The sequence below is a fragment of the Sinorhizobium sp. P24N7 genome, assembly GCF_042436655.1.
Lineage (GTDB): Bacteria > Pseudomonadota > Alphaproteobacteria > Rhizobiales > Rhizobiaceae > Sinorhizobium > Sinorhizobium meliloti_A.
In genome coordinates this window covers 40,573-64,334 of sequence record NZ_JBHMIW010000009.1, presented here as the reverse complement: position 1 = coordinate 64,334, position 23,762 = coordinate 40,573, and the positions used below count along the sequence as shown (strand labels likewise).

The following is a 23,762-nucleotide window of genomic DNA, read 5'->3' as shown; positions in this document are numbered from 1 at the left end:
GACGGCCAGCTTTCTCGGTTGTTGTTCCCGCAGCGTCTTGCGGATTCCGTTGGAAGTTGAAGGCGTATCAATCAGTTCCGAAACTTTCGCCGTAGCTCGCCGCCATCAGCCAAGTGGGCTGCGGCGGCCACGAAACCGAAAATCCCGGCTATCCTTCCGTTCAGCAGAGGCCTACCGGCAGGCCGATCGTGAGGCAGCCGGTTAGTGATGATAGATAACTGATTTCGGTGGCTGCGCTCACACCGCGTTATCGGTCCGGGCGTCGATCCGCGACCATGGACGAGGTCTATTTCGCCCTTATGTACGCAACGAGGTCGGCAATCTCAGTACGTGTCAAGGATAGGTTTGGCATGCGGGAGTGGTGCGGCGCAGCCAAGAACGCCGAAAGGCTTCTCTCGTCAAATCGTTCGGATACACCAATCTCAGCGAATGTCGGAACAGTGTCGGAGCCGCGAACCTGTCCAGGTGTAACGACGTGACACTCGCTGCACCAGCGTTGTGCGATGGCGCGGCCGCGGAGTTGATCGGCCGCGGTGCTCTCGCCAGTGACAATCAGAAGGAGGGCAACACTGCCAGCACATTGCAGACCAGATATTCGCTTCATTGCAGCCGTGTCCTAATGGTTGACCAGCAACTCGTACCAGCTTGGTTGCGATCGATAGATCTCAAGTCGCGTCAGGGTGATTAACTTTCCAAACAGACACATCAGTCGCGGTTACTGCGACGCGCCCGTCGGGCGCGAGCTCCTTGCCATCGAATTTCTTGGAGGCGATGTCGCTGAAGACGGTGACGTATTGCTGCAGCCGGCACTCGTTGCAGAGCGGCGGATCGGCGATATCGAGAAGGGCTTCCTTCGTGACAAGAACGATTTCGTCGCCTCCGACGTCTCTTTCCATGATCAGAAGCGCCTCGTCTCCCGATGCCTTCATCATTCCACTGATCAGCTTCAAGGGCATTTTCGTCCTCCCGGCACGAGTGCGAGTCGAGCCAATCAAAACGGCGTTCGCTCAAGCATTATGCTTCGCGCCAACAGAAACTCCTTGATCAAGCTCAAAGTCGATCTCCAATCGCGACCCGTTGGAGGTTAAAATCACCGTGCCCGTCTGCCGTAATCGCGCATCTCGTCGAGCCAGCGAGAGCGCTTCTTCTCATCGGCAAAGCAGAGGCCGTAGAAATTCTCGCGAATGGGCTTGATTCCGGCGAAGCCCAGCATGCTGCGCTCGAAACCTCGAACGCCATACGCGCCGAAATACCACCGGTAAGGAAGCACCGGCATGCCCATGGTGACGATTATGCGGGCGGAGCGCCCGGCCAGCAGCCGCTTCGGAAAGCCCCGCTTCTTGTATTCCCATCGCAAAGCCCGGCCTGAAGATGTGCTCGAGAAAGCCCTTGAGCAGGGCGGGCATCGTTCTATGCCAAAGAGGAAACAGAAAGACCCAGTGCTCTGTTCAGCGCATGTCCTCCCGGGCCTGCTCCAGGCCCGGCGGCAACGCCCCGGTCTCGAAATCCCCCTGCGTCCGCAGCAGCGGGAACTCAAGCTTGGCCACTTCTATCCGCCGTACCTCGTGTTCCGCTGCCGGCGGCGTAAGCGTCAGCCATGGCGTGCAGGAGGTGGTGCCTGGCCGGGCCCGGATGGCCCTGGACAATCGCAATGTGCCTGGTCATCTGCTGCGCTCCGTAAAATCCCCACGCATGCCATTGAATGTCTGTTAGCCCTCATGACCGCGTCAACGAAACTGCGGCTGTGGGCGCCTTTGGCCGAACAGAGGTGCCGGCGCCGGACCCAAAGGGCTGTTTTGTGCCTGTCTGAGCAAGGAAATCGCTGACGACTTTCTTAACCTTCCCCCTGTCCAACGAGCAAATGCTCGCTGGTGTCGTAAACGACCAGCTTCGGGCCCGGAATGCTCCTGGCGGCGAATATGGCTGCCTGGAGCGTGTTATACAGATCATCTTGGGCCGACACGACCAGGGTTGGAGCGGCGATCTTCTCAAGAAGCAGGCGGTGGAGATCGGGCGCACTGTCGATGTTAATGCCGGGAAAGCGCCGCGAAGCGGTTCGACGCTGCGGATTATGGCCATCACCCGATTTCGGTCCTGCGCCGGGGCCGCCTCAACCATTCCGGCGGCACGCCGAGGAAGCGGATGAGAACCGACGGAGCAACCTCTTCGGTCGCCCACCAAGCGAAATCGGCGCCGGCGTTGACGAGCCAAAAGGCAAGCGCGCTGCCACGAGACCCCTCGACCACTACTGGGCTCTCGGGCGCGTAAGCTGGCGCGTAAGCTCCAGGGACGATCAGAATGAGAGCTGACACCCTGTCCGGATGGGGAAGCGCCAGTTCGATCGCCTAACGCGCGGCAGCCGATACACCGACGACCACGGCCTGTCGATCTCAAGCACGGAGAGCAGCGCCACATGGGCGTCGGCCTGGGCGGCAGGCGAGGTATCGGCCGGAATCGGCGTGCCGAGATATTCAAAGCGCGACGGGGCGATCACCCGAAAGCCGATTCCGACCAGATCAGCAACGTTGGTCAGGCCCTGATCCCATCCGCACCTGCGCCGTGGATGGAAAGGAGCAGAATGCCGTCGCCTCTCTCGGCATATTCGAGGGGACCGGCCGCAGTATTGGCAATGCGCCCGCCATTGGCGACTGCGGAGCGCGCCCGATCGATGTCATTGCTGTAGGACAGGAAAACCATCCCGCCTGCGACCGCGGCAGCGATTAAGACCGCTGATAATGTCCATCCGATCCTACCCATGGCCGCCATCCCGGAGGAGTGTCAATTTGCCGGTATCGTAGTGGGATTGAAGCCGCGAGGACTTTGATCTGCCTCAGAAGAATCGGTGAGATCTTTGGCAATCAGGCCGATGCGTCTGTTCGTTGGATTACTCGCGCTCGAGCGATCGATAGATTTCCAGCTCCTGAGCGAAGTGGAGGCGAATGATAGCTTCCAGACCATGCAGCAGGCGCTGGATCTCGTAACGCTGTGCTGGGCCCGACGCATGTTCGCCAAAGGCTTGTCGAAGCGAAGTGAGGCTGTGGACCTGACGCTGGATCTCCATGTGAGTTCTGCTCATGCCGGCAAAAGCATTCGGCGCGCCTGCCTGCCTGCGCAGCCTGGGATAGACCTCCTCGTCATCTTGGCGTTCGTGCGGAAGAAGACGTCGTCGCAGCAGAGTATCCAAGTGCGCAAGCTGATTACGGACCTCACCTTCCGGGAGCTCCTGGATGCGCGCGCTTGTATGACGTATCTCGTCCACGACATCCATCAGGGCACGATGCTCGGCTTCGAGCTTCAGGAGCTCCGTGTGCTCCAAACGTGTTGTTTTCCTCCAGCCGCGCAACGGGTCGCCTAGCGCGCGCATTGCATTCAAGATGGCTACGATGTCGATCGCTTCCTGCAGCAGTGCGCCCTGTACCGGCGTCAGGTACCCAAAGGCGGCCGCAATCATGCCAGCGGCGGACAAGGCCATACCCATATAGACGCTCTGGAGGGCTATGCCGCGTGAGCGGTGCGCGATGCGGATGGCGCTGACGAGGCGGTCGAGCCGGTCCACCAGGATGACTACGTCCGCCGCTTCGGAGGAGGCGGCAGCCCCGCGCGCGCCCATGGCTACCCCGACGTCGGCGGCTGCGAGCGCCGGTGCGTCGTTGACGCCATCGCCCACCATCATGACCGGTCCTGCGGCTCTTTCCGCTTCCACAATTCGAGTTTTGTCTTCCGGCTTCAATTCGGCGGCAACCTTGTCCAGTCTCAAAAAGGACTGGAGGCTCTCCGCCACCTCGGTGCGATCGCCAGTCGCAAGCACGATCCGTCCGACGCCGGCCTCCCGCAATTGCCGCAGCACGCTGCCGACCTCTGGCCTGACCTCGTCGGCGAGGAGAAACGCGCCCGCGAGAACTCCGTCTATCGCAGCGAGCACCGAGACGACGCCATCCCTCCGGATCCACGCCCGCATGTCTCGCGAGAAGGCGGTCTCATCGATCCTTTCGCTGATGAAATCCCAGCCGCCCACTGCAATTTCGTGGCCATCTATGTTGCCGCTCACGCCGGAACCCGCCGATTCCCGAGTTCCGGATGGTGCAACAAGTTGCAGGCCCCGCTCTCTTGCGGCTGCTACCAAGGCGCGGGCAATCACATGATGTGAACCCTGATCCAGCGATGCCGCGAGACGCAGCACTTCCATAGGGTCGAGATCGGTGCGGGACTTGAGTTCGATAAGGTGGGCCCGCCCGTCTGTAATCGTCCCTGTTTTGTCGAGGATCACCGTCTTGATGCGCGCGAGCATCTCTAGCGCGCCTCCGCCTTTCACGAGCACTCCTTTGCCGGCGCAACGGGAAACTCCTGCGATGATCGCCACCGGGACCGCGAGAATGAGCGGGCACGGCGTTGCAATGACCAGCACGGCGAGCGCGCGAACCGGCTCGCCACTTATGGCCCAGGCGCCTCCCGCGAGGAGGAGCGTGACCGCAAGAAACCCCAACGCATAACGGTCGGCAAGCCGAACGATCGGCGCCTTCACGGCTTTCGCCGCCTCCACTAATCTGACGATTGACGCATAGGTGCTGTCGCTCGCCGCGCTTGATGCGAGGACTTCGAAAGCATCGCCGGCGTTTGTCGTACCGCTCGTCACTGGCTCGCCGGATCGGCGCCTGACCGGCATTGCCTCGCCGGTCAAGGCCGACTCGTCCAGGACCGCGATGCCATTCATCACGGTTCCATCGACGGGCACCACCTCGCCACGGCGTACAAGGATTCGGTCGCCAATATTAAGTTCTTCAATGGAAACCTCCTGCAACTGCCCATCCGCGTAACGCACGGCGGTGCGCGGTACCCGGTTGAGTAGCGCTGTCAGTACTCGGCGGGCGCGCCTTTGAGCGAAATCCTCGAGCGCCTCGCCACCCGTGTACATCAGTGCGACGATGCTGCCGGTCAGGTATTCGCCGAGAAGAAGAGCGCCCCCCATCGCAAGCGCCGCGATGAGATCCAGCCCGAATTCTTTCCTTCCGAGACTGATCGCGATGTCGGTAAGGAGGCTCGCAAGGATTATCGCGGTGCCTGCAGCCCAGAAAGAGACGCTGAGGGCGGGCCGACCCGCAAGCCAGGTGACTGTGCCGACGAGCAAGGCGAGCGCGATGAAAACCAGGAGAAGGCGCTTGCCCAGCTCTCCCCCTTGCCGAACATGCTGGAAATCTAAACTCCTAGTCAATGCGCTCTCCACGAATGAGAGCAAATATCAAAGGCGCCGCAGTATGTGGCGCCTTTATCGGGTGGCAGCGCATAGTTCAATGCACCATCAGCACCGGCACGATCGGTCTCTCGATCATCGCCTTCGTGACGCCGCCAAATATTCTTTCGCGAAGACGTGTGTGTCCGTACGCTCCCATGACGATCAGGTCGGCAGAGATATCAATTGCATGCTGGTTGAGCACCTCCTCCACCCGACGTCCAGCACTCGGCAGCCGATCGACTGTTACGTTGACGATGTGGCGAGCTAGGTAGGTGGCAATGTCAGCACCTGGTTCTTCGCCGTTTCTCGCCGGAGCCGCGCTCGGATCGACGAGCACGACGTTCACCTCCTCGGCGCTCTCCATCAGCGCCATTGCTTCCCGCGCCGCTCTCGCGGATTCCATCGTCGAGTTCCATGCGAGAAGAATCTTTTTTGGACGCAAGGTGACCGGTTGGCGATTTGTCGCGAGCAAAACTGGTCTCGCCGAATAGAAGAGAGCCCCGTCGATGGCACGGCTCCGCAACGACGGATCGGTCTGCAAGCTCGCGCCAATCAATGTAACATCGGCATAGCGGGCGCGGCTGCCGACATCGTCGTCGGCCCAAGCGGTCTGGCAGTAGATGCCGTTTGCATCGAACGAGATCCCGAGGTCCTTCAACGTGGCTCGAGCTCTCTTCACTGCCTCATCCAATTGCTTCATCTCCTCTGCGCGTTCGTCGAGCAAGGCGACCGACAACGCCGCATAGTCTCCGACCGCTGGTGGAGCGGCGAGTTGGACCACAAGAACCGAAAGGTGCGCACCCGCGGTCGCGCTGAGGTCCGCTGCCGCTGCCAAATCTTTCTCCTGATCGTTGGCACCGATTATCAGAAGAATTGTCTTGTAGGTCATTGCTCCGATCTCCCCAAGGCAGGTTGAACTCAGGAAGCCACTCTACGCCAGATGGGGGCGGCCACATTGATCCCGGTCAAGAAACGCCCGCCTGAGACTGTAGTGCCAGTGTTGCGATCCTCAGGGTCGCATCGCCCGGATGCGCAGAGATCGAAAATCCGAATTGCCTGCACATTTTCAGCATCTTCGCGTTGTCACTCAGAAGTTCCTGCACGGTCTGATATCGGTCGTGTGACGATCGACAGGGTCGATTCGCGGCCAAGATTGTCGAGGCAACTCCGCCTGTTCGAAACGAAGTAGTCTGGGAATTGACCGCATGCTTTGAATTGCAATGCCGATCGAGCAGGTAGGCTTGACCAGTTCGCGGTTGCTTCAGAAGCTCTTGCAAGGATGCAAAAACGGCAAGAGGCGATCTGATGGCCGCTCAGGGAATTCGGGATCGTAACGAACGGGGCCGGTAAGGTAATGAATAGCGGGCCCATGCCGACATCCGCACGGCCGACGTCAATCTTCGCATTGACCCGTCAGAAAAGCTGGAAGCGGTCGAGGCGCTAATCCTCGTGAACTGAGGCGCGGCCGGTTCAAGTCGCCGAATGCCCTAATCGCATTCTTCCTGTCGGACCTGGGATAACCGACCCAACCCGAACTGCGCGCGGTTGAGCGGAGTTTGGTACCTAAAAGCGGACTGTCCGCTCCATCTGATGCGGGAAGTCCAAGCCGCTGAGCATCATGGGCGGCCTTGCCCGTCCAACGAGCGGCGAGATCCTCTTTAACGGCATTGTCGTGGGGGATAGATATTCTACCGTAAGACGAATCGGAGCGGCGCGCACACTCAAAAGACTCCGTCTTAGATCTGCAGAAATATTATCATAATTGGAATCATAACCGGTTCCATAATATGCGTTATCTGATTTTACAATTTGTAGTTGTATGTTCTATTTTCAAGCGATGAAAACAATGGCTTGCCTCGCGGTTCTGCCGACGGCACCAGCCCCAGTTCCGGCTGGACTGTTCGCAACCGACATATCCTCTTTCGATAAGGGCCACCGACAGGCCGCGCCGCGCCGGCTCTACCAAGACTCGAGCGGGTATCACAACGCGATCCTGCACACCGCCCTTCGCCATGAACGACTAGCTGCGGAGGCGAGCCACATGAGGACCCACGATTGACGAGAAAATTCGAGGCTGCCCGGCGGCGCGGGCCGATAGCAGGGCTCCATGCACAATGGCCATCATGATTTGGGCCTCCTGCTCCGGCGAAGCGTCTAGTCGAAACGAGCCTTGCTTTTCCCCATCCCTTAGAACCGATGCCAGCCACTCCATCAGGTTCTGAAAGTGACGCCGAACCAGCCCGGCAACCTCGTCCGGGAGCATCTGCATCTCGCTCGCCAACATTGCGCAGACACAGAAGGGCTGCGAGGCGTCGAGGACGCACTTCTGCCAGTAATCGAGATAGGCTTCGAGTTGGTTGGCGGGGTCCGCGACATTGTTTCGAAGCGAGTTCAGCGCGTCTTTGGCACGACCTACATAGCGTTCGACTAGGTCGGCGACGAGCGCCGCCTTGGTTGGGAAATGGTGGTGGATGCTGGCCTTCCGAATCCCGATCGCGTTGGAAATGTCCGCATAGCTGAATCCGTTGTATCCTCCGACGACGACAAGAGACTGCGCGACATCGAGGATTTTTTCCGAGGTACTGAGCTCCATGTTCGGTATCTACCTTCTGATAGGATGATCGTCAAATACATCGCGACTTCGTGAATTGACCGTGCACGGACCTACCAAGTAGTAGGTAGATCGTTCGATCTCAAGGAGCATCCAATGCATCACCAAACTAAACCGCAGTCGACGTGGCTGCGCTCCTACTACTATGCCCGTGCTGGCTTCTCGATCTTCTGGGTGATCGCGGCCACTTCGGCAGCAAGCTTGTCCCCTGTCGCCTCCTTGCTTCTCGTCATCTACCCCGCATGGGATGCGCTCGCGAACCTCGTCGACGCCAGAGCCCACGGCGGCCTCGCCGCCAACAGGTCACAGATGCTCAACGTCTTTGCCAGTTCAGTCATGGCGATCATCGTTCTCTTTGCCGTGATGAAAGACACGTACGCTGTTCTGGCAGCCTTCGGCATCTGGGCGATCCTGTCCGGACTTCTTCAGCTTTACACCGGCATCCGGCGCTGGCGGTCAGTTGGAGCACAGTGGGCGATGATCCTCAGCGGCGCACAGTCAATGCTGGCAGGCGGCTTCATGATCAAGCAGTCGCTCGGTTCCATGCCGCCGACCATTCTTGACGTCGCTCCTTATGCCGCTTTCGGCGCCTTCTACTTCCTGGTCTCGGCAATAGCGCTGACTGTTGCGGCCTATCGTGGGCGGAGGAACCCAGCCTGAGAAGGTGATGAGGCTGCGGAGGAACGGCGTCCCTCCCCGCCTCGCCCGTGTAGTCGGCGGCGCATAGATCATCAGTTTCGTCGTAATGTTGTTCCAGTGTCTTGAGGATCCACGGATTACTCGGGATCAGCATCGATGCATGCGATGAGGCCGTCGGGGCCGGTGGGACATTGAGCCGACCGATCTCGTGGCGGAAATCTCCGGTGAAATCGACGCGGGCACGGATCCCGGCCGCCTTCAATTCTTCAAGCGAAAGAAGCTTAGTGGCGGTGCGGGACCCGACGAAGAACCGGTCCATGTAGTCACGAACGCCCGCGTGGCCCTCGAACCGCTCCCCGGGTCGACGGATCGTCGATGACGGCGTCGTGAGCGAACAGGTGCAGTGCCGCCTGGGCGTCGAAGGAATTGGTAGCGCGGATTAGCGGCTCGACCACATGTCTATAAGGCGGGTTGGTGATCATGCCTCACCTCCGTGCTGCCAGCTCTTGTAGACGAACTCAAGCGTGTATCCGTCGGGGTCGGTGACCGGGGCCGCGTAGTAGCGAGGATCGTAGTGGAGCTGAGAGCCCGGAGGGTGAAGCTCATGCACTCCGCTGCCATCGCAGCAGAATGGACGGCGCCCCGCAGCGCGACAAACAGGGTGAAACGTGATCTCATCCAAATTATCGCCTTATAGCGCCACCATCGCCTCGGAATTGGCAACGAATCCTACCTGCACGGCGCGGGCGACGCGGCGCCGTCTTGCAGCCACAAGAACATCCAGCCGTCCGCGCCGAAGCCGTTGAGGTCGGGGCGCCCTGGCGTCCGTCCCTGCCGTCGCAGTCGAGGCGCTGGCTCGTGAAGAACAGCTCCCTTGAGTCCTTGCAGGCATCCGGCCATCAGTGACCGGAATGTCCCGTGCTGGCGTTGAAAACGGACGTAAAAAGCACTTGCACAGATTGAACGAAGGACAGGTAACCTGCAACGCTTGTGAATACGCAGGCGCGCAGGTGCGCTCCAAGGTGATCGGGAGGTGCTGCCCATCACATACGTTCCGCCGCCGCGGTCAGGCCTGCAGCGTCGCGTATTCCGGACTGATAGGCACCGATCAGCCTCGCTGCGAGTATTGCAGCCTCCTCGGAATTCAGTGGCAATGCCCGCAATTGCAGTTCGCGACGGAAAATGCCCTCGATCAACTTGAGCTCGTCAGGCCCTAGTGGATCAAGGGTGCATACTCGTTGGTGTCTCATTAGCTCTCCTCCCGGGCCTCGCGATCGCCTCGGTGCCGGGGGAAAGTCTACGCGTCTTGGTGTACATGGCGAGTCAATACTGCGCCTCAAGGACAAAGGGTCTGGAACCGTACAATCACCGCGGAATTGGAGAAGACTGTCCTTCCGAACCATGCTGGCTTGCACATAGTCGATGGGCAGCCGGCATGCTAGAGTCATGTAACACCGATCCGCAATCCTTGGCAGAAAGCGGCCGACAGAGCCGCGGTGCTCCGGCTCCCAATGAGGGGAAGGCAATGGCGATTCCACCCCAAGCTTCGGTTAACAACCAGTTGCTGGACCTGCTTCCGGAGGTTGACTATAACCAGGTTGCGCCTGACCTCGACTATGTCAAAGTTGCTAGGGGCGCTCTGATCGCTACAGCCGGCGCCCCCATAGACCATGTTTATTATCTCACGTCCGGGATTGGCTCCCTGGTCGCCTCGACGCCTGAGGGTAACAAAGCGGAGGCGGGTATCTTCGGGAGTGAAGGTTACATTCCGACTTCTGCTGCGATGGGTGTAGAGCTCAGCGTCCACGACATCATCATGCAGATCGAAGGAGACGGCTACCGGATGGAGTTCAGCGCATTCCGGAAGTGGATGGATCTTAACCGGAATTTCGCCCGAGTGATGATCCGATGCATTGAGGCCTTCTCGATTCAGCTTACCTATACTGCGGTTTCGAACGCGTTGCACGGGGTGGACGAGAGATTGGCCAGATGGCTTCTGATGTGTCACGACCGTGTACCAGGCGACGAGATTCCGCTGACGCACGAGTTCATTTCGCTGATGCTTGCGGTTCGCCGTCCAAGCGTCACAACGTCGCTCCACGTCCTTGAAGGCTACGGTTTTATTCGCTCGAACAGGGGCAACATCATTATCCGGAACAGGCAGGCCCTCGAAGAGTTCGCCCGGGACGCCTATGGCAAGCCGGAGGCGGAATACCATCGACTTATGACTGCGCTCTTCTGAACCCGCAAAAATACGCATCCAGCCCGCCCTGGTACAAACAATGCTGCCGTCGCGGGCCGCAGGGTGTCGAGAAAAAGGCGAAGTCCTTCTCGGCGATCAGCTTGGCGGTGGCCCCGTCCATGAGGAAGCCGTGTTCGATGCACTTCACACCAGCAGCGATAGCCTTCCGGATCGCATCCGGAGTGAGAGCGTGCGCGGCGACATAGGTGCCACAATTCTCGGCAATTTCCACGGCGGCCCGCAATTCTGGCTCGGTAAAGGTGGTGACGTCGAGCGGGCTGAAGGGTGAAGACACCCGCCGCCCGCCGTTAGTTTGATCAGAACGACCCCTTGCATGGACTGCTCGCGGACGTGCAAACGCACCTCGTCGGGGCTGTCCACGACCATGGCACCCCCGCTCGTCTCCATCGGGGTGAGCAGGCCGCCGGTGCTCCTTCGCAGGTCGGTGAGCTGGCGGAAATCGCCACGCCCGCTAGTCACTGTGATTATGGCACCGGACGGATAGATGCGCGGTCCGGGGATGATGCCCCGGTCTACCGCCCGCTCCAGGCTGAACGCCGGCCCGCCCACGTCGCGAACGGTGGTGACCCGGCGGCGGCGTTTGCCAAGGTCGCCCGCGATGCGTCCGGGCGGGCGACGTGCATGAATAGTGTGGGAGCCACGGGCGCGACAAGTGGTCCGGTGACGTTAGGCGAACCTTGGCCCAGGCAGCAGCGGTTTCCGCAATTCCGCGCCTTTATCACTTGGCGCTCACACCATCACCAGAGAGCTTCTGCGCACGGCTGGCTTTGTTTGGATCGATTTCCTTTATCCATGCGCCTTAAGCTGGTTAAGCGAGCGGGCGGAGACCATACATGACCAATCATCTAGGCTCCGCGTCGTCATTATCAAAAACCCTTCTGCCATTTAAGATTTCACCGGCGCCGCCTAAAGACAACCAATGCTAGAACACCGACGCATGATGGGCCCCACTAAGCTGAACTTCGTCCGGTAGCGTACGGCAACCAGAGACGACCTACATTCGTTTTACGGACAACTCGACGAATAGGGGATCTCGCCAGCTATTCGGCTGACGAACCCGTCGGCTCAACTGCCAACAGAAGGCGTCCTTTGAGCTGCGCCAGGGAGGTTCAGATGCAAGTGAGGGATGCTTGGGAAGAGTGGTGGCGAGGGCTTGGACATGTTGCCCGATGCAACCGCGACATGGCACGGACACGCGAAGCATTTGATGCTGGGTATGCGGCCGGCCGTCTCACACATCGACGAGCCGCTGATGGCGCAGCCGAAAATGCGCGAGGCACGCGTCCGGGGGCGCAAAGACACGAGACCTGGAGAGCTACAAGAGCAGCGCGGGAGAGCACCTAGCTGCCAGACGGAGGTTTCGCCACGGCCGTCCCTAGATGCCTGTCGTTGAGCAGCTTAGAGATTGCCATCACCAACTGTGCCATAGCGAACGGCTTCCCGAGATGGTGCTATTGGGAACGCCTTTCGACGCCCAATCGGGAGCGCTGTCTCCACTCACGTAGACGACCGGCATTTCGGGATCGACCTCTCGGCTGAAACGCGCGACATCCCAGCCATCGGGAGCCTGCTGAAACCGGATGTCGGTGATGATCCCTTGTATGGTGGTTGATCCATTGCTCAAGATTTTCAATGCCTTCTTGCCACTCTCTACAGCAAGACAGCAAATCCCGCCTCGACGAGCGTCTGTTCGAAATCGAGCAGAAGCCGCCCCTCGTCCTCTACCAGTAAAATCGCGACCGCTAGCATGGTGCCCCCGTCGCGCCATGCGGCCGTAGGTCTCAAACGCAGTGACGGGCCACCAGTTCCTCAGAACTTCCAACCCCCGCTCGGGTAAACGCCTTTCTCCGCCCTTCTACGGAGGTGTCGAGGTCATAACGGATGTGCCGGACGCGGCAAAACCAAAACCTGCCGCTTCTGGAGCCTATACGTATGGAAGTGCAGGTAAGAGGATTATATCGAATCTACTTATCGACGAGCACCGCTGACCAGCGAAATGGAATGGGCGGCAGCAATTACGAGCGGGGCAAACCGCTCTTCCGCTTCCTCGGACGTGTACCGGTTGCGCGAGACGCCGATATTGATCGCGCCATAGGCTGCGCCCCTTGCATCGAGGATGGGGCCGCCACTGAAAGATCGCCGTGGAAATACTCCTCGAAGGCGGTGGCGTAGCCTTGCGCCTTCGACTTCGTGAGCTTGGCGCTGAGCGCGTCGAGATGCCAGTGGTGTGCGGCGTGAACGGGTGCAGGTTGGATTTGGAGAGGATCGTATGCGCCTCCGCCTACGGCAGGCACGACAGGATCGCGATTCCCGGCGCCGTACAATAGGCCAGCAGGCGCGTCCCGATAATCACGTCATTGTCGAGGACGTGGCGGCTCATGAAGCGTGACACGAAGACGATATCTGTGTCTTCACGAACCGTTAGATTGACGGTCTCCTCAGTCGTCTTACTGAGATGCATGAGGTAGGGCGTGCCGCGTTCGACCAGGCTGCTGCTGGCCCAGCTGTAGTGATAGCCGAATCGAGCGCCTTGACGGAGCTTGGTTTCACCGTTCTTGCTTAGATAGCCGAGCTTTTGCAGGGTGTGGGTGAAGCGCGGGAGGCGCTCATGTCGAGCCCCGTCTCCTCGGCGATCTGCGACAGGCTGAGATTGGCGCGCGTTTCGTTGAAGGCTCTCAGTACGCGGAAGGCAAGCGAAACACCAATGTCCATCAATGATGTTTCGGACGATCAAGGATTATGAGGCACGTTATAGCCTTCACCCGAGCCGGGCCAGCCTTCGCGCAGCCATGCGAAACAGTGTTATCTCTTCTCGATCAGGAACACGAATTCAGCGAGCTGGACTGAATCCCGCCCGCTCCAGCGCGTCCTGCATATCAGGCGACAGCAGGGCGGCAAGGAATGCCTGAACTGCCACCCGCTCCTTCCGGTCCGTAACTAGCGCGAAATCAAAGTGCTCTTGCGTCAGCGGTATGAAACCCAAGCCAGCCGCGCGCGCGACCGGCCCGATCGTGACGCCCCAGTCGGCGCGTTTCTGTACGACAGCGGCGGCGACTGCATTGTGTGAGCGAGGCTGGTTCCAGTAGCCATCAGGGCGCGTCTGGCCGAGCAATTGGTCGATCAGGATGCGCGTACCGGCACCCTGGTTTCGATTGACCATCATGCATTCTGGATCAGCCAGAGCAGCCTCCACCGCCTCCGGCGCATTGCGACCTTCGAAGCGCGCGTCACCGCGGCGGAACACGATGCCTTGTATGCGCCGCCAGCCCGGCACGAGCTCGATACCCTCGCTAAGGAACGGCGTGTTGTAGACTTGTGTCTGAGGGTCGAAAAGATGGATCGGCGCAAGGTCGCACTCACAGCGTTTAGCGGCTGCAAGACCGCCCAGGCTTCCGACGGCCAACGATCGCACCGAAATCCCTTGGCGCGCGATCTTGCCCACGACAAGATCAAGGCCTGTGCAGTGACTGCCGATCACAACGAGGTCGGGCACCCTGACCTGCGGCGTGAACAGCGTCACCGGCACTTGTGCGCCCGCTGGCAGATGGTCGGCGAAGGCGTCAATGCGGATAAAGCCATCAGCCTGGGCGAAGGCGGTAATCGCTCCCGAGCCCTTGCCGGTCGCATAGGCCATCAGTCCGTCCCGCCCTTGCACCAGCGAGACCATGACAAACTCGGTGCGCCCCAGTTCGGACGGAACGCGGAACGGAAGCTGCGCACTCGTCTGCGCATCAACGCGCGGCGGCAGCCCCGCCATGCGCCGCAGGATGGGCACCACCATATCGTGGAAGGTGAACATGGCCGAGGTCGGGAACCCTGGCAAGATGATAACCGGCTTGCCGCCGCATACCGCCAAACAGAGCGGCTTTCCAGGCTTAAGCGCAACACCATGAGCAATGATGCCCGGTTTTCCGAGGCGGCCAATAATACGGTAGCTGACATCTCCCGCACCCTTGGAAGTACCTCCAGACAAAATCAGAACGTCATGGGAGGCGAGCGCCTCACGCATCGCGGTCTCGAGCCTGGCTTCGTCGTCTGGAAACGCGCCCAAAAAATGGGCCTCGCCCCCGTTTTCGGTGACCGCCGCACTAACGATCGGCCCATTGGCGTCGTAAATGCCGGCCGGCTGCAGCGGTTCGCCCGGTTGCACGAGCTCATCACCCGTGGACAGAACAGCAACGCGGAGTTTGCGGGCCACCGTTACCTGCGGGGTTCCGCAGGCTGCGAGTATCCCGATCTCACGCGCGCCGATCACCGACCCAGCCCGCAACACGACCTCTCCTCGCGCCATGTCCGACCCGGCGGTGGAGACGAACTGCCCCGGCGAGACAGCACGCCGCACTTCGATGGCCCCACCCTCGGCTGGCTGAGTATATTCCACCATGACGATCGCGTCCGCACCGCGTGGCAAAGGCCCCCCCGTGGCGATGGCTGTGGCGGTCCCGGGCAATACCGCAAGTTGCGGGACGCTGCCGCAGGCAATCGTTTCCCTGTTCAGCATCAATCGAACAGGCCGTAGGTCAGAGGCGGCAACCAGATCTGCTGCCCGTACCGCAAACCCATCGACACTGGAACGGTCGAAAGGTGGAATGTCGACCTGCGCCGCGACGTCTTCTGCAAGAGCCAGCCCGAGCGCCTCGGCTAAACTCCTTTTTTCAGTCGGCACCGACCAGGGAAACAGCGCTGCTTCGAAACGGGCCAGGGCCTCCTCACGTGACAATATCGTCAGAAATTGCTTCTGGTCGGTGTTTTGCGGGATCGAAGAAGGAGACTTCATCATGATGGCTGCTCAGTTCAAATTGCGAAGAGGCATAGCTGTGACGGACGTGCCGACGTCATACCCCTCGCTATCACCCGGCACTGCCAGCCAGGCATCGGCAAGCCGCATGGCCTCCAGCGAAAAATCGCCAACGGCAAGCGGCGTCCACATGGCCTGCTCTCTGCCGAGCAGGGCAATCTCACTGAGCCCGACCTTCGACGCAATCTTTCGCGAGAGCGGCAAGGTTGTACCAATCCGCTTCGAGCGGCCTGATAAACGGTCCAGGATCGGCTGGACCAATGCAAGAAAGCCGGCAAAGACATGATCAGGCGCCCCGGCCAAAGCGACCAGCGGCGTACTGCCAAGCCGGCCGATCGCCGTAGTATCGCCAGGCCGCATGGCGATACGATGCGCAATCAACGCGTTGGAAAGCGTCAGGGCCTCGGCAGTCGCATCAAGGCGGCCAGCACCAGTGCCTCCGACCAGGAGAAGCAAATCGCAAACCTCGCCGGCAAGAGCGGCTGCGATCGAAGCTGCATCACGGTGCGCGGTCTCTATCGCGGCGATCGTCGCATTCGAGGTCATCACACATTCGGCAACGAGGCGCGTCGAGAACGTCTCATGGTTTACGGAAGCGACATCGATCACACGCACGCGCGGGCTGCGTACGGGAATCTGGCTCAACCCTGCTTTGCGAGCGATCAGCAGGTCCGCGGCGCCGACTATCCCGCCTTCGAGAACCGGGGGTCGATGTGCGGTCATGTCCTCCCCCACCCGGCGCACGCCCTGACCGGGAGCAGCCTCGCCGGCGGCAAAAACGATTGGGCTGCTGCAATCGATCAGATCGGCTTGCAACACACAGTCCGATCCAGTCGGCATGACGTCGCCCACTTCCACCCGGACCGGGGCCGTCGAAAGCGCCAGAGGTGAGTAGGTGGACGCTCCCACGAGGTCGAGTGAACAACACGCCCAGCCATCGATTGTCGCAATGTCTCGCAACGGCAGTGCCGGCAAGGCAGCCGGCATCGCCGCGGCGACACGACCAAGCGCCCGGTCAAGCGGCTCCGACCGGGGAGCGATAGGCATCAAACCACTGAGAAGCGCCGCAAGCGCCACTTCCAGGCTTATCAGGGCGCTCGTCGGAGGATGCACTGTCATCATCGCCCGATAATGGGACAGATGCGGGCACCTTGGCAACAGACCTCAGATGCGCTGCCCGCTCGCATTTGGAAAGAAGAGTTGCTGGCCATCGATCTTGTACTCACCGATCGCCTTCTGGCCCTCAGGCGCAAGCAACCAGTCGATGAATATCTGGCCCAGCTCCGCCCTGACATCGGGGTGTTTTTCCGGGTTCACCAGCATGACGCCATACTGGTTGAACAGCCGCTTGTCGCCCTCGACGGAAATAGCAAGATCACCGCGGTTCCTGAACGACAGCCAGGTGCCGCGATCGGAAAGGACGTAGGCATTCATGGCAGATGCGGTGTTGAGCGCGGCTCCCATCCCCTGTCCGATGTCCTTGTACCACCGGCCCTTTGCAACCTCGATATCGATGCCAGCGTCTTTCCATAGCCTGAGTTCCATAAAATGGGTCCCTGACCGGTCACCGCGTGAGACAAATGGCGCTTTTTCTGCTTCGATCGAAACTAGGGCGGCCGCGATATCCGTCATTCCACTGACGCTGGCGGGATCACTTTTCGGGCCAATCAACACAAAATCATTGTACATCACGTCGGAACGCTTCACTCCGAAGCCCTCCCGAATGAACTTCTCTTCCTGTGCCTCGGCGTGAACGAAGACCACGTCGGCATCGCCACGGCGTCCGGTGTCGAGTGCCTGGCCGGTGCCCTGCGCCACGACCTTGACATCGATCCCAGTCTCTCTCTCGAACAGCGGAAGAATATAATCGAACAGGCCCGTGTCCTGGGTAGAAGTCGTCGATGCAACGACGATCGACCGGGTTTGGGCCTGGGCCGGCGTCACGCCGGCCAGGATCAGAAGCATTCCCACAGAGAACAATCGGCGGGTCGGCATTTTCAATCTCCGTTCTGTCGATCAAAGGACGAGATCGCCGCGTATAAAGGCTGCAGCCTGCGGCGTGGCTGGACGATCGAAAAAATCCCTTGCATTGGCATGCTCGAAGAGACGGCCCTGGGCCAGGAACACGACATCTCCGGCAAGTCTGCGCACCTGGCCCAGATCGTGTGAAGCCATGATGATCTTGGTGCCCGAATGGGCCGTCGCAAGGATGATTTCCTCCACGAAGCGAGTTGCCGCCGGATCAAGGCTTGCGGTCGGTTCATCGAGCAGGAGAATTTCCGGCTGGCGCGCCAGAGCGCGCGCAAGCGCCAGTCTTTGCTGTTCACCGCCCGACAAACTGCGCGCAGGCCTCCAAGCCAGCGCACTCAGGTCAACACTGTCGAGCAATTCCTCGGTGCGCTGGGCACGCAGGCCGCGCGGGCAACCGGCGTGAGCAAGTCCATACGCAACATTCGCGGCAACCGAGCGCCGCAACATCACGGGCTTCTGAAACAGGATCGCTCGGCGTTCGGGGCCGGCATCGATCCGGCCACCCCAGCTCACGACCCCCCGCGACGGGCCAAGCAAGCCCATGCACAGCCGCAACAGCGAGGTCTTGCCCGCCCCATTGGGGCCAAGAACAAACGTCGGCGCTCCCAGCCCGATCGTCAGGCTTATTCGGTCGAGTATGGTCGTCGCACCGGCGCTCAGCGACACGTCATCGAAGATAAGGGGAAGATTGCTTGCAGCAGCGCGCATTTCTAACCGGCCCTTTCCACGGCCCATACCCGCACGCCCCAGGCAGTGGCATTTACCAGCAGAATGAGGAGAATAAGGATGATGCCAAGCCCGATCGCAAGGGCAATATTTCCCTTTGAGGTTTCCAGAGCAATCGTGGTGGTCATAGTCCGGGTGAAGCCATCTATATTGCCGCCGACGATCATCACCGTGCCGACTTCGGCCGCGGCCCTGCCGAAGCCTGCAAGCAAGACGGTAACGAGGCTGAAGCGGCTGTCCCACAAAAGTGTCGCAACCCTGCTGGCCCAGCCGACCCCCATGGCGCCCAACTCCTCGCGATATTCGAGCCAAAGATCCTCAACTGTCTGGCGCGTCAGCGCGGCAATGATGGGCAGCACCAGAAATGCCTGCGCGATAACCATGGCGGTCGGCGTAAAGAGGAGACCGAGTTCTCCCAGCGGCCCCGACCGCGATAGCAGCAGGTAGACGCTCAAACCGACGACAACCGGCGGCAAGCCCATGAAACCGTTCAACACCACGACCATTGCCGTGCGGCCCGGGAAGCGGGTCAGCGCGAGAAGGGCACCAAGCGGGAAACCGATAATCCCCGCAGCCACGACAGCCGCCAGGCTGACGGCCAGCGACAGGCCGACGATCGCAAATAGGGTGGCATCTCCGGATGCGATAAGCTGCCATGCAGTGAGTGTTTCCGACATGAGGCATCTTCCCTTGTCGCAATTTCCGGCTTTTTTTTCCTGGATGTCAAATTATTGAACAATCGCGCAAATATGCATAAAAATGCAGGATGATCCTGCTGACCACATCCGAGGCTGCTGACTATCTTCGCTTGGGAGAGCGTAAGATTTACGAGTTGATTTCGAAGGAGCGAATCCCGTGCAGCAAGGTGGCAGGCAAATGGCTATTTCCACAGCACGAACTCGACCGCTGGGTCCTTTCGGGGCTCGTGCAGCCGACGGGAATGATATCGCTCGAACTGCCACCTATCGTGGGGGGGAGCCAGGATGACCTGCTGGAATGGAGCCTGCGTCAGTCAGGCTCGGGGCTTGCCACATTGGCGGAAGGCACTGAAGACGGTGTCGCGCGTCTGCTGCGCGGAGAGGTCGCGGCCGCTGCGATCCATTTCCATGGCACGGTAGCCGATGCAAATGTCGATGCGGTAGCCGCCATGCCACGGCTAAGCGATGCGGTGCTGGTCGGCTTCGTCCGCCGCGAGCAAGGCCTATTGCTGGAGCCGGGCAATCCCAAATCGCTGAACGGTCTCAATGACGTCCTGACGAGTGGTGCGAGGATGGCCGTTCGTCAACGCGGTGCCGGAGCGGATATGCTGCTTGCTCAGTTGCTGGCGGATTTAGGTGCGAAACACAGCGACCTCAATCGACTGGAGCCGCCCTGCCTGACCGGTCCCGATCTTGCATCCGCCGTGCGGAGCGGCCAGGCGGATTGCGGCATTGCCACACGCGCCGCCGCTCGCACCGCTGGCCTGGAATTCCTGCCGCTGCTGTGGGAAAATTTCGACCTGCTCATGCGTCAGCGAACCTATTTTCAGCCCTCCTTCCAGGCGCTGTTAGGTTTCTTGCCGCAAAAGGTTTTTACCGACCGCGCCGTCGAGCTTACCGGGTATGATACAAGCCCGGCCGGCCGGATCCGGTTCTTCAAGTAGAGCGCTTACGCGTTCTTGAGAGAAGGGACAAAGGATGCTCGAACACCTTGACTGAGCATCGGAACCGTTAAAATGCGTGCAACTTTCGGTCGAAAGGGCAAAGCAGCATCCGCTGGCTCATCCCAGATCGATCTCGCCTTCCACGACATGATTCAGGCCGGCGGCCTCCGACGTGATGACGGCCTTGACGATCAGCTTCCCTTGTCCTTTCAGACCTTTTTGCTCCACTGCCTTCTCTATCGCCTGTTGCGAGGTCACCCCGACCTGCTTGAGGAACTTGCGCATGGAGACGTTGAAGGGGTCGGTTTCCATATTCGTGATCATATGATTGCCTCGAACAGAGTGAACAGTAAGGTCGATCCGGCACTTTCCGTTCCTGGAACGGAGACCATCGCCAATCGAGCATGAATCCGTTTGAGGTGCAATGAAGGCGATGCTCGCTATACGCTGCCTGGTGGCAGCCGCTTCCTTCCTCTTCGGCGCGACTGCGCATGGGGCGGAACTGCGCGGCCATGGAGGCCCGGTGCGTTCAATCGCCATAGCCCCTGACGGACAGACAGCGATCACCGGCAGTTTCGATACCAAGGCGATTATCTGGTCGCTTGAAACGGGCGAGGCGCAGCAGGTGCTGCTGTTTCACGAAAGTCAGGTCGATGCCGTCGCTGCTTTGCCGCGGGGGCGTTACGCCAGCGCCGGGGCCGACGGCCGTATCGCAATCTGGGAGGCCGGACGCAGCACGCCGGTATCCGTGTTGCATGGCCATGAGGGGCCGGTTGTCGCACTGGCAGTCGCGCCCGATGGCTCTACGCTCGCTTCTGCCTCCTGGGATACGAGCGTGCGTCTGTGGCCGCTTTCCGGCGCTGCGCCGCGCATCCTCAAAGGCCACCATGGCAATGTTAACGCGGTCACCTTTCTGTCCGACGGAACGCTTGCAAGTGCGGGCTATGACGCAGCCATCATACTATGGCCGTCGGGACATGACGCTGCGCCGATGCGAATATCCATGCCGGGGCCACTCAACGCCCTCGTGACGATGCCGGGCGACCGCCTGCTTGCAGCAGGCGCAGACGGGACATTGCGCCAGCTCGACCGAAGCGGCGCGATTGTGGCCGAGGTCAGGGTGTCCTCCGGCCCCCTGATCGCACTAGCGGCTACGGCTGATGAGAAATACATCGCCGCCTCGGCCATCAGGGAGGGCATCGTGTTGCTCGACTCCCGCACCCTGAAGCCGGTTCACACCCTCGGCAGTGCCGGCGTTGCGCCGGTGTGGGCCCTTGCCTTTCCACGCCGTGCCCGGACGCTGCTGGCCGGCGGTGCGGACAACATAATAAGCGAATGGGATGTTGAAACCGGCAGGCGGCTTGGAACCTCAGCCGCGATCCAGGCCGATCTCATGAGCGAATATGCCGGCAATCCGGACGCCGAAGTCTTCCGTGCCTGCATCGCCTGCCATACGCTCGGCCCGGAGGACGGCAATCGCGCCGGACCGACGCTGCACGGCATCTTCGGCCGCAGGATCGCGTCGCTTGCCGGCTATCCCTACTCCCCCGCTTTCCGGCGGATGGATATCGTCTGGACGCCGGAAACGGTGTCGAAGCTCTTCGAACTGGGGCCAAGCATATATACGCCAGGGACCAAGATGCCGGAGCAGACGATCAACGATCCCGAGGATCGTGCAGCGCTGATCCGCTTTTTGCAGGCTGAGACCCGCCGCGACTAAACTCAACCGATTTGTCTGTCGTTGCGTCGCGCTCCCGCAAGTAATCCTCCGTCGTCCGTGGAGCGGGACGGCCCGACGCTTCGTAAGGATCGAACCCTTCATTCATGACGGATTCGACACGACAGTTGTCGCACATCCGCACGACATCGAGGCGTCGGGCATTCTCGCCGGAAAACATCCAGTGCTTGCCCCCCAGCTTGTCAACGATGCGTTCGACGGTACTTTTCGTTCCGAATGGCGTGTCGCATCGAATGCAATGGAACGGTTCTTCCTGTTTGATCACCCGGCGGGGGCCATTCCAGGCCTGGAAATCCAGTTGCGGTACCAACGCGATTGCCTTTTCTGGACAAGTCGCGGCACAGAGCCCGCACTGCACGCAGGCGCTCTCGGCAAAATACAAAGCTGGCCGCTCTTCACTGTCGGAGAGCGCGCCCGTCGGACAGGCCGATACGCATGACAGGCACAGCGTACAGGCATCGACATTGACGTCGAGCCCGCCAAATGGCGCGGCCGCTGGCAATGCCGTGCGCTCTACCGGCGTCGGAGCGGCCTCATACAAGCCGATCACCGAGCTTTTCAGCAAGCTGCGCTTGCCTCCGACCGGCAGGAATGTCACCGGCTTTCGCGCATCCGCTTGCGGCACCATCCGCCCGAGAACCGTTTGCAGATCATCGGGGTCGTCCGCTTCGATCACGCCGCAGAGATCGGCTCCATAACCCAGCGATTGTCCAAGAAGATTGGCGATGGTGACGTTTCTGGCTAGGCCGGTCAGGTCATGTTTCCCCCTCGCCGAAGAAAGGGCCCTGATCGCCACCGCTCCCCAGGCGGCCGGTGCAGTCCACGCCTCGACCCCCAGCTGCGTTATCTCATTCACACCGACCGGCAGCACATTCGCGGGCAGTCCCTGCCCGAAACGCGCCAGCGCATCGATAAGCGGCTCTCCATGACCTTCATCGTGAAACAGCACGATCGGATCGCTGCCGCCTACCCTGTGATAGGTGAGCAGGAGCGTGCGCAGGCGTCGAAGCAGGGCCGCCGCATCCGGGAAAGCATAGGCGGCGGCACCGGTCGGACAGGCGGCCGCGCAACTGCCGCAGCCGGCGCAGACATCAGCGTCGATCGCGACATGGTCGCCAGCGGGTGCAATCGCACCCGTAGGACAAAGGTTGATGCAGCGCGTGCATCCGGTAATGCGCGAACGCGAATGGGCGCAAAGATCGGCGGAAAAATTGATGTAGCGAGGTTTTTCGAATTCCCCCACAAGGCCGGCTGCCTTGGCGATCGCGGCAGCAAGGCCCGCGCGGTCGGCTGGATCTGCTCTCAGATAACCTGCCCGCAATTCATGGGCAGGAAACAGGGGAGCGCCGCCGGAAAGGTCAAGAACTATATCGGCATTCGATAGTGCGCCATCCCGCGGCGCGCCAAAACGCAGACGCTTGCGCGACGATGGCGATGGGATCGCGAAATCGTCGATCGTCAGTTCAAACGCGCCGAGATGACCGCGCGCGTTGCGGATCGTGCCCTGCACAACGGGGAAATCCCAGACGCGATGGGGCGTGACATCGTCCGGCCGCGTCAAAAGAACCGTGACGTCCATCTCGTCGGCAAGCTGCCGTCCAGCCTCGATCGCCGCTTCGTTCCGGCCATAGACGAGCACCACGCCGTTGCTCGCGAGCGTAACGCTGGTCGGCGAAGTGACCGTTTCCGCCGCCATCGCCACGAGTGCCGCGGCTTTCGGCCCGGCGGATGCCCCTTGTGCCGACCAGCCTGACGTCTCGCGGATGTTGACGAAAGCGAGTTCGCCCGCAAAGCCACGTTCCTGCGCGACTTCACGGAAAAGCCGTTCCTGCTGTGTGCAGGCTATCGTGATGTCGTCGCCTCCATTCAATGCGTTGCGGACGCGGTCGAGTTCGGCGCCGCAGAGTTGATTTCCAGATTGGATTTGGTCGCTTGAGCATCCACGGGCGACACTCTGGCCAAAGTCCGGCATGCTGCGTTCACAGGAACAAACAAAGACGGTGCGTGGTCTGTCTGGGATCATGCTCTTCTCCCCCCGCATCACGGCACCGCCCGACAACGGTGGCGCCTCCACTTCGGATGCA

19 protein-coding genes and 3 pseudogenes are annotated in these 23,762 nt (G+C 60.6%); 4 read left to right on the top strand and 18 right to left on the bottom strand.

The window, feature by feature from the left end; genetic code table 11:
* Positions 1–665: 665 nt before the first annotated feature.
* The 6 genes and pseudogenes from ACFHWW_RS17125 to ACFHWW_RS17100 form a co-directional block, all read right to left on the bottom strand.
* Positions 666–956, bottom strand: a complete 291-nt coding sequence (locus tag ACFHWW_RS17125; RefSeq protein WP_379939470.1) for a hypothetical protein — start codon at positions 954–956, stop codon at positions 666–668.
* Between the two features lie 134 nt (positions 957–1,090).
* A pseudogene (locus ACFHWW_RS17120) lies at positions 1,091–1,665 on the bottom strand (NAD(P)H-dependent oxidoreductase).
* Between the two features lie 51 nt (positions 1,666–1,716).
* Positions 1,717–2,766, bottom strand: a pseudogene (locus tag ACFHWW_RS17115) (alpha/beta fold hydrolase).
* Positions 2,767–2,884: 118 nt separating this feature from the next.
* Positions 2,885–5,209 (bottom strand): heavy metal translocating P-type ATPase, encoded by a 2,325-nt coding sequence (locus ACFHWW_RS17110; protein ID WP_379939467.1) that lies wholly within the window; start codon positions 5,207–5,209, stop codon positions 2,885–2,887.
* Positions 5,210–5,285: 76 nt separating this feature from the next.
* On the bottom strand, positions 5,286–6,119 hold the full coding sequence (locus tag ACFHWW_RS17105; protein ID WP_379939465.1) for a universal stress protein: 834 nt from the start codon (positions 6,117–6,119) through the stop codon (positions 5,286–5,288).
* A gap of 1,131 nt (positions 6,120–7,250) precedes the next feature.
* The gene (locus tag ACFHWW_RS17100; RefSeq protein WP_379939462.1) at positions 7,251–7,823 is read right to left on the bottom strand and encodes a TetR/AcrR family transcriptional regulator; all 573 of its coding nucleotides are present in this window, start codon (positions 7,821–7,823) and stop codon (positions 7,251–7,253) included.
* A gap of 114 nt (positions 7,824–7,937) precedes the next feature.
* Here ACFHWW_RS17100 and ACFHWW_RS17095 point away from each other — a divergent pair, with 114 nt between their 5' ends.
* Positions 7,938–8,501 carry a DUF308 domain-containing protein gene (locus ACFHWW_RS17095; protein WP_324765344.1) on the top strand — a complete coding sequence of 188 codons (564 nt, stop codon included), beginning with the start codon at positions 7,938–7,940 and terminating at the stop codon, positions 8,499–8,501.
* 302 nt (positions 8,502–8,803) lie between these two features.
* Here the strand turns inward: ACFHWW_RS17095 and ACFHWW_RS17090 are convergent, their stop codons facing one another.
* Both ACFHWW_RS17090 and ACFHWW_RS17085 read right to left on the bottom strand, forming a co-directional pair.
* Positions 8,804–8,962, bottom strand: coding sequence for a hypothetical protein (locus ACFHWW_RS17090; RefSeq protein ID WP_379939460.1), 159 nt, complete (start codon positions 8,960–8,962; stop codon positions 8,804–8,806).
* A gap of 561 nt (positions 8,963–9,523) precedes the next feature.
* The gene (locus tag ACFHWW_RS17085; protein WP_324765345.1) at positions 9,524–9,730 is read right to left on the bottom strand and encodes a hypothetical protein; all 207 of its coding nucleotides are present in this window, start codon (positions 9,728–9,730) and stop codon (positions 9,524–9,526) included.
* A gap of 275 nt (positions 9,731–10,005) precedes the next feature.
* Here ACFHWW_RS17085 and ACFHWW_RS17080 point away from each other — a divergent pair, with 275 nt between their 5' ends.
* Complete coding sequence (locus tag ACFHWW_RS17080) at positions 10,006–10,722, top strand: Crp/Fnr family transcriptional regulator (protein ID WP_102763346.1); 717 nt, start codon at positions 10,006–10,008, stop codon at positions 10,720–10,722.
* Between the two features lie 82 nt (positions 10,723–10,804).
* On the opposite strand, the pseudogene ACFHWW_RS17075 reads toward ACFHWW_RS17080, so the two are convergent.
* The 8 genes and pseudogenes from ACFHWW_RS17075 to ACFHWW_RS17040 all read right to left on the bottom strand — a co-directional run.
* Positions 10,805–11,316: pseudogene (locus ACFHWW_RS17075) on the bottom strand (amidohydrolase family protein); the annotation flags it as partial.
* Positions 11,317–13,024: 1,708 nt separating this feature from the next.
* Positions 13,025–13,204 carry a hypothetical protein gene (locus tag ACFHWW_RS17070; RefSeq protein WP_324765346.1) on the bottom strand — a complete coding sequence of 60 codons (180 nt, stop codon included), beginning with the start codon at positions 13,202–13,204 and terminating at the stop codon, positions 13,025–13,027.
* A gap of 98 nt (positions 13,205–13,302) precedes the next feature.
* On the bottom strand, positions 13,303–13,455 hold the full coding sequence (locus ACFHWW_RS17065; RefSeq protein ID WP_379939457.1) for a helix-turn-helix domain-containing protein: 153 nt from the start codon (positions 13,453–13,455) through the stop codon (positions 13,303–13,305).
* Between the two features lie 118 nt (positions 13,456–13,573).
* Complete coding sequence (locus ACFHWW_RS17060) at positions 13,574–15,523, bottom strand: molybdopterin biosynthesis protein (RefSeq protein WP_379939455.1); 1,950 nt, start codon at positions 15,521–15,523, stop codon at positions 13,574–13,576.
* Between the two features lie 9 nt (positions 15,524–15,532).
* Complete coding sequence (locus tag ACFHWW_RS17055) at positions 15,533–16,660, bottom strand: molybdopterin-binding protein (protein ID WP_379939452.1); 1,128 nt, start codon at positions 16,658–16,660, stop codon at positions 15,533–15,535.
* Between the two features lie 45 nt (positions 16,661–16,705).
* The gene (locus ACFHWW_RS17050; RefSeq protein ID WP_324765349.1) at positions 16,706–17,536 is read right to left on the bottom strand and encodes an extracellular solute-binding protein; all 831 of its coding nucleotides are present in this window, start codon (positions 17,534–17,536) and stop codon (positions 16,706–16,708) included.
* Positions 17,537–17,557: 21 nt separating this feature from the next.
* Positions 17,558–18,280: an ATP-binding cassette domain-containing protein gene (locus ACFHWW_RS17045; protein WP_379939449.1), complete on the bottom strand. Its 723-nt coding sequence runs from the start codon at positions 18,278–18,280 to the stop codon at positions 17,558–17,560.
* Between the two features lie 2 nt (positions 18,281–18,282).
* On the bottom strand, positions 18,283–18,975 hold the full coding sequence (locus tag ACFHWW_RS17040; RefSeq protein ID WP_379939447.1) for an ABC transporter permease: 693 nt from the start codon (positions 18,973–18,975) through the stop codon (positions 18,283–18,285).
* An 89-nt stretch (positions 18,976–19,064) separates the two neighbouring features.
* Between ACFHWW_RS17040 and ACFHWW_RS17035 the strand changes: the two genes are divergently transcribed.
* On the top strand, positions 19,065–19,940 hold the full coding sequence (locus tag ACFHWW_RS17035) for a substrate-binding domain-containing protein (protein ID WP_379939445.1): 876 nt from the start codon (positions 19,065–19,067) through the stop codon (positions 19,938–19,940).
* Between the two features lie 117 nt (positions 19,941–20,057).
* Here the strand turns inward: ACFHWW_RS17035 and ACFHWW_RS17030 are convergent, their stop codons facing one another.
* Positions 20,058–20,264, bottom strand: a complete 207-nt coding sequence (locus ACFHWW_RS17030) for a DUF6494 family protein (RefSeq protein WP_018099301.1) — start codon at positions 20,262–20,264, stop codon at positions 20,058–20,060.
* A gap of 100 nt (positions 20,265–20,364) precedes the next feature.
* On the opposite strand from ACFHWW_RS17030, the gene ACFHWW_RS17025 reads away from it, so the two are divergent.
* Entirely contained in the window at positions 20,365–21,660 is a 1,296-nt protein-coding gene (locus ACFHWW_RS17025) for a hypothetical protein (RefSeq protein WP_379939442.1), read from the top strand.
* Here ACFHWW_RS17025 and ACFHWW_RS17020 read toward each other — a convergent pair.
* On the bottom strand, positions 21,596–23,701 hold the full coding sequence (locus tag ACFHWW_RS17020; protein ID WP_379939439.1) for a 4Fe-4S binding protein: 2,106 nt from the start codon (positions 23,699–23,701) through the stop codon (positions 21,596–21,598). The genes ACFHWW_RS17025 and ACFHWW_RS17020 overlap by 65 nt on opposite strands.
* Positions 23,702–23,762: the final 61 nt, after the last annotated feature.